This window comes from Rhodovastum atsumiense (genome assembly GCF_937425535.1).
GTDB lineage: Bacteria > Pseudomonadota > Alphaproteobacteria > Acetobacterales > Acetobacteraceae > Rhodovastum > Rhodovastum atsumiense.
Window position 1 is genome coordinate 146,877 of record NZ_OW485601.1, and the last position, 12,006, is coordinate 158,882.

The window sequence follows — 12,006 nt, forward strand, 5'->3', positions numbered from 1 at the left end:
CCAGTCAGCAGCCCCGATCATGCGATGGCTGCTCGGCCTCGCACTCCTGTTCGGACTGGTTGCCCTGGGGCTGCGTCACCTGCCGCCGGAATGGGATCCGCGGCGGCCGCTCGACCTCACCGCCGCCCCCAATGCACTCACCGGGCTGAAGCTGCGGGCCCTGCAATTGCAGCCCGATCTCTGCCCCGCCGCCTTTACCGGCTCAGGGCTTCCGTTCCTGCCGGTGCCCGACCGCCCTGCCGATAACGGCTGCGCGATCGAGCATGCCGTGCGGCTGACAGGCCCGGTCCGCGCCATGCCGGCCAACCCGGTCGTCACCTGCCCGCTCGCCGCCGCCTGGACCCTGTTCGAGCGCAACACCCTGCAGCCCGAGGCGAGGCAGCTTCTCGGCACGGAAGTTACCGCCATCCGCCACTACGGCACCTATGCCTGCCGCAACGTCAACCACGCCCAGGCCGGACGCCGCAGCCAGCACGCCACCGCGAACGCGATCGACATCGCCGGCTTCGTGCTGCGCGACGGGCGGGAGGTGAAACTGGCCGGCAACTGGGGCGGCAGCGGTCCCGAATCAGCCTTCCTGCACGCCCTGCGCGACGGCGCCTGCCGCTGGTTCCGCGGCGTGCTCGGCCCCGAGTACAACGCCGCCCATCACGACCATTTCCATCTCGACATGGGCCCCTGGCGGATCTGCCGCTGATCACGCCGGCGAGGTCGGCCCGGCATCCGGCGCCCGCCACGGGTTGCGCAGCCCCGGCGGGGTGCCCCCCGGCCCACCCCCCGGACCGGCATTGCGCGCCGCCTGCACCATCATCATCTCGCCGACATTCTCCGGCGTGATCAGGCCGACCAGCCGCCCACCGCCATCCTCCACCCCCACCGCCGGCAATTGCCGCTCCTGCAGCAACCGCAACGCATCGGCCAGGCTGGTGCGGTGATTCACCATCGGGATGTCACGCACCATCACCTCGATCACCGGCGTGTCCGGGCCACCCTCACGCAACGCGCGGATCATGGCGTCGCGCGTCAGCACCCCACGCAACCGCCCGCCCCCGTCCACCACCGGGAATTCGTGCTGCGTGGTGCGGATCAGACATTGCACCGCATCCTCGACCCGGCTCATCGGCGAAAGACTCTCGAACTGCGTCACCGCGGCATCAGCGGCAATGATCCCCCGCGACGCCTCGCGGATCTGCACCGCATGCGCCTCCGACGCTGCCCCGAGCCAGACGAACAAGCCGATGAACAACAGGATCGGATTGCCGAACAACCCAAGCACCCCCAGCGCGAAGGCAAGCCCCTGGCCGATCGAGGCGGCGATCTGGGTCGCCCGCCCATAGCCGAGGCGCCACGCCAGCAAGGCCCGCAACACCCGCCCGCCATCCATCGGGAACGCCGGAACCAGATTGAACAGCACCAAAAACAGATTGGCTACCGCAAGCCGGGCCAGCAACCCGGCATCCTGCGCATGCATCTGCAGGCTTTGCTCGGGCAAGGTCCCGCCCAGCACCAGGAACAGGACAACAGCGATCACCAGATTCACCGCCGGCCCCGCCAGCGCCACCACCAGTTCCTCAACCGGGCGTTCGGGAATGCGCTCCAACCGGGCAACGCCGCCGATCGGCAGCAACGTGATGTCAGGGGTCTGCACACCATAGCGCCTTGCGGCCAGCACGTGACCGAATTCGTGCAGCACCACACTCAGGAACAGCAGCAAGGTAAAGGCGACGCCCTGCACCAAGGCGGACATTCCACCCTGCGCATAGTGCGCGGCAGCAATCCAGGCGAGAAACAACAGAAACGTCACATGCAGGCGAATCACCGTGCCCTTCAAAGTGACGATGGGAAACGACCAGGTCATATACATCTCCCGGATCACGCCAGCCCGGGGCGTTGCCCCGAACCCACCAGGAGGCTTTGCCTCCTGGACCTCCACCAAGGGCCACAGGCCCTTGGATCCCATTTGGGGTCAGGTGCCCTCAAGCACCAGAACGGCAACCGGCAAATCGCCCAAAACCACCTCGATGCCCACCCCATTGTCGCTGGGCACGATCTCACGGCCACTGAACAGGTCACACCAGCGCTGCCCCTCGATCCGGGGCCAGGGAAGCACCGTGCCGGCCCAGTCCGGGTCGGCTGCCAGCCGCACCGGGAAACGCGCCGCCACCACCACCGCCGCATCTTCCCCATGACGCCGCGCAAAGGCACAGACCTGCTCAGCCCTCGCCCCCACCGCCACCAGCGGCTCATACGCCCCTTCGGCGAACAAGCCCGGATGCGCGCGGCGATACGCCAGCAACAGGCTGGTCACCCCCAGCTTGATGCGGCCGTCCCGCCACTCCGCCAGCATCTCCCGCAACGCCGCCCGCCGGTCACGCTCCAGCGCCACCGTCACCTCATCGAGCAGCCACATCCGGCGCTCATAGTCCACCGGACGCCGGTTGTCCGGATCCACCAGGCTGAGATCCCACACCTCGGCCCCCTGGTAGATGTCCGGCATGCCAGGAACCGTCAGCTTCAGGACGGTCTGCACCAGACTGTTGTGCACGCCAAGCCGCGCCACCCGCTCCTGGAACGGCAGGAAAGCCCCCAGGAACGCATCGGACGCGGAAACATCCAGGGCATCGCGCACGAAACCGAGCATCGCTTCCTCGTAAGCGGCATCCGGCGCCGCCCAGGTGGAATGCAGCTTCGCCTCGCGCAGGGACTTGATGATCGCCCCTTCCATGCGCCCGACAAAGGCACCGACCTGCCCGGCATCCAGGCCACCGACGCCGGTGAGTTCGGCCGGCCAGGCACCAAGCAGCAACTGGTAGAACAGGTATTCGTCGTTGCGGTCGGGCGGCGCGGTGCCCTCCACGTCGCCGCGACGGGCCCGCAGGATGCGGCTCCAGGCCTGCACCTGCCGCGCCCATTCCTCCGGCAACTCCGACAACACCGCCAGCCGCGCCCTGGTGTCCTCGCCACGCTTGGTGTCATGCGTCGACGTGTTCAGCATCGCGTGCGGCCAACGCGCGGCACGTTGCGCATTCGACTTGTGGAAGGATGCCAGCGAGACGCCGAAATGGTCGGGATGCCCGCCCACCTCGTTCAGCGCCACGAACCGGTTGTAGCGATAGAAGGCCGTGTCCTCGAGACCCTTCGCCATCACCGGGCCGCTGTATTGCTGCACCCGCATGGCGAAGCGCACCACCGTGTGCCGGCTGAAGCCGCTGCGCGGCTCTGCCACCAGATCCGTCGTCAACAAACGGTGCAGGAAATCGAAGACACTCGGATCGACATCCGTCTCGTTGCGCCGCGCCTGCGCCACCGCCCAATCGATGTAGCGGCGATCCTCCTCGACCGGCACGGCGCCGTCCACATAGGTGCGGTAGACCGGAAAACAGGCGACGATCTCCTTCAGCGCCCGCTGCAGGATGTTGCGCGTGAAATCGGCGGTACGCGGATTCTGCCGGGCGATGCGCGCCGCGTCACGGGCCAGCACGTTCAGCTCGCTCGCCATCTCGTTCAGCATGATGCGGATCTTGCAGTCGCGCACGATCTCGCCAAAGGGACGCGCATCCTCGGCAAAGCCGGCGTAGACCTTGGAAAGCCCCGCTTCGCCCGCCGGATCCACCAGCACCCCGAGCACGAGGTTGGCGAATTCGTAGCCGGTGGTGCCCTCGACCGGCCACTCCTCGCGCAGCGCCTCGTGCCGGGCCAGGATTTTCTCAACGACCAGATAGAACGGCCGGGGCGCCTGCTCGCGCAGCCGCAGCAGGTAGCCCTTGGGATCGAACAGCCCGTCCACGTGGTCGATGCGCAGCCCGTCCAGCACGCCCTCGCGCAGCAGCGAGAAAACCAGGGCATGCGCATGGTCGAACAGCTCCGGCAGTTCCATGCGCAGCCCGGCGAGCTCGTTGATGTTGAAGAAGCGCCGGTAGTTGATGTCATCCGCGGCGACGCGGAAATGCGCGGCGCGCCAGTGCTGCTCCTGGATCAGCGCATCCAGCCCGCGCCAGGTCTCCAGCCGGCCGGGCTCGCCGTTGAGCCGCGCGACCGCCGCTCCCACCGCCTCCCGCACATCCGCCCGCTCCCGCGCCAGCGCGGCCAGCACGGCCTGCAGGTCCCTGGCACGCTGCACCACGCGCGGCCGCCAGTTCGGCAGGCCGGAAAACGCGTCGCCCAACCGTTCCAGCTCCGGGTGTGCATCACCGAGCACGTGCTGGTACTGCAGCGGACAGATCGGCAGCTTGTGCGTGTCATAGGCCCATACCGCGAAGCTGCCGGTCTCCGGCTCGAAGCGCAGGCTGAGCTGGCCGGATTCCAGAACGGCCCCGTACTGGTCACCCAGGAAAGGCACCAGCAGCTTGCCCAGCAGATAGCGCCGGTCCGGCTCCCAGTCGATGTCGAACCAGCCCGCGTAGTCGGAATCCGGTCCCCATTCCAGTACGTCGAGCCACCACAGGCTGTCGGAACCGCCGACGCCCATGTGGTTCGGCACGAAGTCCAGCACCTGCCCCAGCCCGTTCGCCCGGAACGCCGCGACCATGTCGCGGAACGCCGCCTCGTCGCCCAGTTCCGGGTTGAACCGGCCGTGATCGACGATGTCGTAGCCGTGGCTGCTGCCCGGCCGCGCCTTCAGATAGGGCGAGGCATAGACATGGCTGACGCCGAGCCGTGCCAGGTAGGGCGCGAGCGCCGCCGCCTCGGCGAAGCCGAACTTCGCGTGGAACTGCAGGCGGTAGGTCGCACGCGGCACCGGCACACGGGTTTCACTCATGGTCGCTGCTGTCCTCGGGCTGCGGGGTGCCGCGCTCGGCGCGGAAGATCTCGGCGATGTCGATGAAGCGTGGCCGCACCGCGAGCTCCTCCAGCGTCATCGACAGGCGGCGCCGCCAGTTCGGATGTTCCTCCGAGGTGGTCGGGACATTCACCGGATCAGCCTCGTCGGTCAGGTCGTCGATCTGCGCCATCGCCAGCACGGCGGGGCTGCGGGCGAGGAAAGCATGCACCGCCCGCGCCAGCTTCGGGATGTCGGGTTCGCCCTCGTCCGGCAACAGGCCCTCGGTGCGCAGTGCCTGCAGCAACTGCGTCCGGTCACGCGCGCGGGCCTCGCGCTGGCGCGATGCGTCCGCCGGATCGGGGAACAGGCCGAGCTGCTCCCTGATCTCGATGTCGCGCTCCGTCCACCAGCCGCGCAGGGTCGGCAGGTCATGGCTGCCGATCACCGCCAGGGCCAGCCCCGGATAGGCCGCGGGCGGGAAGAAGGCACCGGTCGTGAAGTCCTGCTCGAAATACAGCACCCGGTAGGAAAGGATATTCGCCGCCGCCATGTGCTCGCGGAACCCCTCAGGCACCGTGCCGAGGTCCTCGCCGACGACGAGGCAACGCTGGCGATGGCTCTCCAGCGCCAGGATGCCGACCAGATCCTGCAGCGGATACTGCACATAGGCGCCGTCCGGTGGCTTGCGGCCCCGTGGCACCCAATAGAGGTGCTGCAGCCCCATGACGTGATCGATGCGCAACCCACCGGCGTGGCGCATATTGGCGCGGATCAGTTCGATGAAGCTGCGATAGCCTTCTTCCCGCAATGCCCGGGGATTGAAGGGCGGCACCCCCCAGTCCTGGCCGGCCGGGTTGAGGATGTCGGGCGGCGCGCCGACCTGGGCGCCGGAGACCACGGCCGCGGCATTGACCCAGGTCTCGGCACCGGCACGATCGGCCCCCACCGCGAGGTCGCGGTAGAGCCCCACCGCCATGCCGCGCGCGGACGCCGTCGCCGCGGCGGCGGCAAGCTGCGTGTCGGCCAGCCATTGCAGCCACGCAAGAAAATCCAGCCGCTCACGGTTCGCTTCGGCAAAGCGTGCCACCGTGGGGGAATCCGGGTCACGGTACTCCTCCGGCCAGCAATGCCAGTCGGCCAGGGCGGGATCGCGGGCGGCGAAATACTCGCGCAGGGCCAGGAACAGGCAGTTGCGCTCCAGCACCGTGCCACGCTCGCGCCGGAACGCCGTGAAGCCCTCCCAGCGGGCGGGGTCGGCGGCCGTTCTGCAGGCATGGAACAACTGCTCCAGCACCGAGAACTTGAGGGCAGTGACCTCGGCATAATCCACGAGGGGCCGCGCGCTGCACGCCGCCACGCGGGCGCGGAACGCCTCCGAGGTGATCAGCTCCCGGGTCTGCGGGCAGTCCAGCAGTTCGGGCACCGCTAGCACGTCGATGTTGAGCACGTTCAGCAGCAGGCGGCTGGCCGGCGAATAGGGGCTGGCATGCTCGGGGTCGTCGTGGAACAGGGCGTGCAGCGGGTTGAGGCCGATCACGTCGGCCCCGCGCGCGGCGGTCAGTTCCACCAAACTGCGCAGATCGCCGAAATCACCGATGCCCCAGTCGGTGGCGGAGCGCAGCAGATAAAGCTGCGCGGCGATGCCCCAGAGCCGGCGCCCCTCGGCCAGCCCCGGCGGCAGCCAGCAACGTCCGGGGGTCACCACCAGTGTCGTGGCCGCCTGCCCTGGCTGGAAGGAAAACCGGTGATAGCCCCATGGCAGATCGTCGGGCAGCACCAGCCGGCGGCGCTGCAGCGCCTGGCCGTCGACATGGCAGGACGCCACCAGGTCGAGCCGGTCGAACGCCACCTGCGCCACGATCTCGCTGCCGTCTTCCAGGGCCAGGTGCCAGATGATCTGGCCGGTATCGGGGGGCAGGACGATCTCCACCACCAGCGGCCCGGCAGTGACGTCCAGAACCACCACGGGGGGCAACGGGCGCTGCCAGTCGGCCCGCTCCAAGGCCTCAAGGGTCGCGCGGACCTGTGCCTCGTCGTCGGCCGCAACCCCCATCGCGGCGAGCAGGCTGCGCTTGGTTTGGGCGCTGGCCCGCACCGTTTTCCCCCGGGCGTCACGGAAGACGGGTTCGATGCCCATCCGCCCGGCCAGCTCGTCCAGGGTGGCGCTGCCGGATTCCGCCGCCGCCTCGATCGCCCACCGGACCGCCCACGGGCCGAAACGCCCGTCCGCCTCCGCGCCGGTCTCGCCTTCCTGCCACAGCACCTTTCCGGCAGCGACGGGAAATCCCTCGACCGGCGTTGGGGAGAGATTGGCCGCCAGCACCAGCGCGCCGCCTGCCCCCGTCCCGGACTCACCAAGGTTCCAGCGCACCACCACCGCGCCGTCGCCGATGATCTCGTAACGCCCACCGGCGCGGATGCCGGTCAGAAGCGGCACGATCTCGGCATGGCGAAGGGCCAGGACACGCCGGTACCAATCGAGCCATCCCGCATGCGGCGCGCGCGCCAGATCCTCCCAGCGCAGCTTCGCCGCGGCGAAGGTGGCCTCCGCCGTGGGATCGGGGATGCGCTCGCGCGTCGCCGGGTCCTGGAATTCGGGGAAGCGGGCGAATTCCTCGCGCCGGCCCCGGCGCACCGCCTCGGCCAGATCGCCGCTGAAATCACAGAAAAACGGGAAAGGCTGCGCGGCGGCCCATTCCTCGCCCATGAACAGCATCGGCACCTGCGGCAGCAGCAGATAGACCGATGCCACCGCCCGCACCGCAGCTTCCGGGGCGAAGGCGGTCAGGCGGTCGCCGAAGGCGCGGTTGCCGACCTGGTCGTGGTTCTGGATGAAGGCGATGAAGGCGCCGGGCGGCAGCGCCGCGCTCGGCTCGCCGCGGGCATGGCCGCGATAGGGCATGACCTCGCCCTGGAAGGCGAAGCCCTCGGCCAGGGCACGACCGAGCCTGTCGGTATGGCCTTTGTAGTCGGCGTAGTAGCCCTTGGCCTCGCCGCTCGCCGCCACGTGCAGCACGTGGTGGGCATCGTCGTTCCACTGCGCGGTATACCAGCGCGGCCTGCCGTCCGCGTCGCGGACCAGGCGGGAAGCCTGGTTCTCCTCGTTCTCCAGCACGAGATGGACGGGCCGGTCCGGCACGGCTTCGCGCACGCGCCTGGCCAGATCCTCCAGCAGATGAAGCGGGCTGTCGTCGAGGATGGCGTGCACCGCATCCAGCCGCAGGCCGTCGAGGTGAAACTCCTCGATCCAGTACAGGGCGTTGTGGATGAAGAAGTCGCGGACCGGGCTGGCCTCGGCACCGTCGGTGTTGATGGCGGCACCCCAGGGCGTCTTGTGGCGGTCGGTGAAGGCCTGCGGCGCGATAGCGTGGAGATAGGCGCCCTCCGGTCCGAAATGGTTATAGACCACGTCGAGCAGCACCATCAGCCCGCGCGCATGGGCGGCCTCTACCAGGGCCTTCAGGTCCTCGGGGCGGCCATAGCTGCCGTCGGGCGCATAGGGCAGCACGCCGTCATAGCCCCAGTTGCGCAGGCCGGGGAAATCGCCGACCGGCATGATCTCGATCGCGGTGACGCCCAGCGCCACCAGATGATCCAGCCGGTCGATGGCGGCGCGGAAGGTGCCGCCCGGCGTGAAGGCGCCGACATGCAGCTCGTAGACCACCGCCTCTTCCCAGGGACGGCCCTTCCAGGCGGCGTCGCCCCAGACATGGGCGGCCGGATCGATCACCTCGCTCGGCCCGTGCACATCGTTGGGCTGGTGGCGCGAGGCCGGGTCGGGCACGTGCAGCCCGTCCGGCAGCACGTAGCGGTAGCGCGTGCCGGCACGCGCCCGGTCGGTGACCAGCTCGTGCCAGCCACCGTCCTGTGCCTGCAAGGCCAACGTCTCCGCCGCGCCGTCGAGGGCAAGCCGGATCTGTTTGTGGGCGGGGGCCCAGAGGCGGAAGCGCACCCGCCCATCGGCCTGCAGCTCGGCACCGAAGGGCATGGCATGCCGGCGCGTCACCGGCGCGGCATCCAGCAGCGCCAGCACGCCGCGCAACGGGATGGCGACCCAGTCCGGTCGGTTGGCGCGCTCGTAGGCGATCTCGTAGAGCGCCCTCTCCAGCATGAAGAAATGCACCAGCCGTGCGGCCGCCGGTAGGTCAGCCGGGCAGCCCGGCGTTCCCTGCGCGGCCGCAAGATAAGCATCGAAGAAGGCGCGCGATGCCTCCGCCTCCCAGGCGTCCAGGCGGCGCAGCGCCGCCGTGCGTTGCGCCTCCGGCAGGTCGGCGGGCAAGGCGCGGCCGGCGGCCGCGGCGGCATAGGCGACAGAGCGCAGCAGCCCCGCCACGTCGCGCAACGGCGCGTGATGGGCGCGGCGCTCGGCAAGCGGGCGCATGGGCTCGCCCTCGAAATCGATGATGATCGCGTCCTCCCCGGCGACCAGCACCTGACCCAGATGGTAGTCGCCATGGTGGCGCGTGCGGGCGAAGGCAGGGGCATCGCGCAGCACCGTCTCGAGTTGCGCGGCCAGTTCGTCCCGGCGCCCCAGCAGGGCGGCGGCCAGGTCCCGCGCCGGCGGCGCCAGTTGCCGGGCATCGGCCGCGAGCCCGTCGAGGACGCGTCGGGCCAGCGCCTGCGCCGCCTCGGTCCAGCCCTGCCGTTCCGCCGGCCCGACCGCATGCGGCCGGAAGGCCGGATCCTGGCTGTCGATGCCGAAGGCGCGATGCATCTCGGCGGTGCGCTGACCCAGGCGGCGCAGCCAGGCGGTCGTTTCCGCCAGCATCTGCTCCGAGGCAGGTTCGTCGGCCGCGACGGCGCGCCCCAGTCGCCCCAGCACCCAGTTCCAGCCATCGCCCTGGTTCGGCACGAAAGCCTGCAGCACCGACAGCGTGATGGACCCGGTGGCGCCCGGAAGGTCCAGTTCGGCCCAGCCGAGCAAAGCCGGCGTCGCCGTGAAGCCGGCCTCGCCGGTGAGGAAGCGACCAACCTCCAGCTCGGGATGGATGCCCTGCTCCAGCTTGCGGATCACCTTCAGGATCGCCCCCTCGCCGATCCGGATCGAGGTGTTGGACTGCTCGGCATGGCTGCGGCGCACCGCCCAATTGCCGCCCGGCTCGAGCCCGGCCTGCGCCAGGCGATCGGTGTGGCCCGTACGCAGCCGGTCCCGCGCCGTGCCCTTCCCCCGCACCAGCGCGCCGATCCAGGCGCGCACGAAGTCATCGGTGGAAAAGGCTTCCACCAGCACCCCGGCCGGGGCGGCCCCGCCCGGCGCCGAGGCGGGAGCGGGAGCAATCACCTGGGCCGGATCCGTCCCCCCCCCGGCCGGAACCAGCGCGAGCGGCACGAAGAGCAGCAACGGCGCCTGCCCCGGCGGGGTCACTCGCCAGATGGCGAGCGCGGCAGGCTGGCGGGGGCTCGGAAAGGCAACCAGGGTCGCGAGCGTCACCGCCGGCCGGCCGGCGTCCTTGGCGGGGTACCAGCGTTGCCGCAGCAGGAAATCCGGCAATGCGGCCTCGGCCACCGCCTCCAGCCCGGACGGCCAGGATTCGGCGGGAGTGGCATTCTTGTCGGTTGAAGAGCGTGAGGATGACGACACGGCGCACCACCCGAGTTGGTTCGGACCAGACGAAACCGCGAGCCCCCCCCGACGTTCCGGGGACCTGCCAGAATTCTTGCGTTCGCCATGGATTCCAGGGACCTCCGCCCCGTTGCGCGAGAGCCCGGCATCGACGGCGGGCGCAAACTGGTGGAACGTGGCGGCCATCGGATCCGCAACTGTGACACCAGGAAGGAACGTCCCGCATGGCCTTGGAGTCCGTCTCCCGCGCCCGCTGTTTCGGCGGCACCCAGCACGTCTTCCGCCACCGCTCGGCCGAGACCGGCACCGAAATGCGGTTCGCCGCCTTCGTCCCGCCGCAGGCCGGGGCAGGCAGGCTCCCTGTGGTCTGGTTCCTCTCCGGCCTGACCTGCACCGAGGAAAACTTCACCATGAAGGCCGGGGCACAGCGCGTGGCGGCGGAGCTGGGCCTGCTGCTGCTGGTCCCCGATACCAGCCCGCGCGGCGAGGGCGTGCCGGATGACCCCGACGGAGCCTACGATTTCGGCCTCGGCGCCGGCTTCTACCTGGATGCCACGCAGGCGCCCTGGGCGCGGAATTACCGGATGGAGAGCTACCTGCTGCACGAACTGCCCGCCCAGGTCGCGGCCGAGCTTCCGGCCGACCTGACCCGGCAGGCGATCATGGGTCACTCGATGGGGGGACATGGGGCGATCACCCTGGCGCTGAAGACCCCGGGCCGCTTCGCCAGTGTCTCGGCCTTCGCCCCGATCAGCGCGCCGATGCGCTGCCCGTGGGGGGAAAAGGCGCTGGGCGGGTATCTGGGCCCGGACCGGTCCGCCTGGCGACGCTACGACAGTTGCGCCCTGATCGAGGATGGCGCCCGCCTGCCGGAGCTGCTGGTCGACCAGGGCATGGCGGACACGTTCCTCGAAAGCCAGTTGAAGCCGGACCTGCTGCGGGCGGCCTGTGCCGATGCGGGCATCCCCCTGACCCTGCGCCTGCAGGAAGGCTACGATCATTCCTACTTCTTCATCGCCAGCTTCATCGAGGACCATCTGCGCTGGCATGCCGGACGGCTCGGCAGGGCGGCGTGACCGTCCCGCCCCGCGCCTAATGCTGCGGCAATCGCTGCGCCAGGCGCAGATGCTCCTGCAGCACCGGTACGTTGCGCGCGGCAAAGGCCTTCACGTCGGCATCGGTGCCGCTCTGCGCCTCGGTCTGGTACGCCTGCAGATCGGATCGGTGGTCCTGCACCATGGCCTTGGCATAGGCCCGGTCGAAGGCGCGGCCATGCAGCTTCGCCAGGGCGTCATAGGTCTGCTGGTGCTCGGCGCCGATCCCGTCCGGCAGCGAGATCTGCTTCTGCTGCGCCAGCGCCGCGAGGTCCTGGTTGGCGCGCCCGTGGTCGGTGACCATACGCTGGCCGAAGCGCTTCACCGCCGTGGAGCGCCCGTTCGTCTGGGCAAGCTGGCCGAGCTGCACCTCGGCCATGCCACCGCGCGCAGCCGCGGTGATGAAGGCGGCATCGCTGGTGGACAAGGTCGGATTGACCTGCGCCTTCGCCGCGGCGACGGTGGTGTCCGTGGCCTTCTGCGTTTCCGCGCAGCCTGCCAGCAGCAGCAGCGCGAGAGCGGTGCTGGCCAGGATCCGGGTCATGATGTCTCTCCGTCGTTGCGGTCCAGGACACCAACGTGCGGAG

The 12,006-nt window shown here is 69.8% G+C and carries 6 protein-coding genes; 2 read left to right on the forward strand and 4 right to left on the reverse strand.

Translation table 11 applies throughout. The features are described from left to right. Positions 1–19 precede the first annotated feature (19 nt). Positions 20–697 (forward strand): extensin-like domain-containing protein, encoded by a 678-nt coding sequence (locus NBY65_RS00620; RefSeq protein WP_162530556.1) that lies wholly within the window; start codon positions 20–22, stop codon positions 695–697. On the opposite strand, the gene NBY65_RS00625 is transcribed toward NBY65_RS00620, so the two are convergent. From NBY65_RS00625 to treZ, 3 genes are all read right to left on the reverse strand, one after another. Continuing rightward, the gene (locus NBY65_RS00625; protein WP_150040942.1) at positions 698–1,858 is read right to left on the reverse strand and encodes a site-2 protease family protein; all 1,161 of its coding nucleotides are present in this window, start codon (positions 1,856–1,858) and stop codon (positions 698–700) included. It lies immediately after the preceding gene. 108 nt (positions 1,859–1,966) lie between these two features. Then, a complete protein-coding gene (gene treY, locus NBY65_RS00630) occupies positions 1,967–4,759 on the reverse strand; it encodes a malto-oligosyltrehalose synthase (protein WP_150040943.1) in 2,793 nt (930 codons plus the stop codon). Further along, positions 4,752–10,343 (reverse strand): malto-oligosyltrehalose trehalohydrolase, encoded by a 5,592-nt coding sequence (gene treZ / locus NBY65_RS00635; protein WP_239002790.1) that lies wholly within the window; start codon positions 10,341–10,343, stop codon positions 4,752–4,754. The genes treY and treZ overlap by 8 nt, the downstream gene beginning before the upstream one ends. Positions 10,344–10,549: 206 nt before the next feature. Between treZ and fghA the strand changes: the two genes are divergently transcribed. Then, the gene (gene fghA, locus NBY65_RS00640) at positions 10,550–11,401 is read left to right on the forward strand and encodes an S-formylglutathione hydrolase (RefSeq protein WP_203330486.1); all 852 of its coding nucleotides are present in this window, start codon (positions 10,550–10,552) and stop codon (positions 11,399–11,401) included. A gap of 16 nt (positions 11,402–11,417) precedes the next feature. Here the strand turns inward: fghA and NBY65_RS00645 are convergent, their stop codons facing one another. Beyond that, positions 11,418–11,963 carry a DUF4142 domain-containing protein gene (locus NBY65_RS00645; RefSeq protein WP_150040945.1) on the reverse strand — a complete coding sequence of 182 codons (546 nt, stop codon included), beginning with the start codon at positions 11,961–11,963 and terminating at the stop codon, positions 11,418–11,420. Positions 11,964–12,006: the final 43 nt, after the last annotated feature.

Coding starts and splice junctions, on each gene's coding strand:
- NBY65_RS00625 (WP_150040942.1), bottom strand. CDS start 1,858: ATGACCTGGTCGTTTCCCATCGTCACTTTGAAGGGCACGGTGATTCGC.
- NBY65_RS00620 (WP_162530556.1), top strand. CDS start 20: ATGCGATGGCTGCTCGGCCTCGCACTCCTGTTCGGACTGGTTGCCCTG.
- NBY65_RS00645 (WP_150040945.1), bottom strand. CDS start 11,963: ATGACCCGGATCCTGGCCAGCACCGCTCTCGCGCTGCTGCTGCTGGCA.
- treY (WP_150040943.1), bottom strand. CDS start 4,759: ATGAGTGAAACCCGTGTGCCGGTGCCGCGTGCGACCTACCGCCTGCAG.
- fghA (WP_203330486.1), top strand. CDS start 10,550: ATGGCCTTGGAGTCCGTCTCCCGCGCCCGCTGTTTCGGCGGCACCCAG.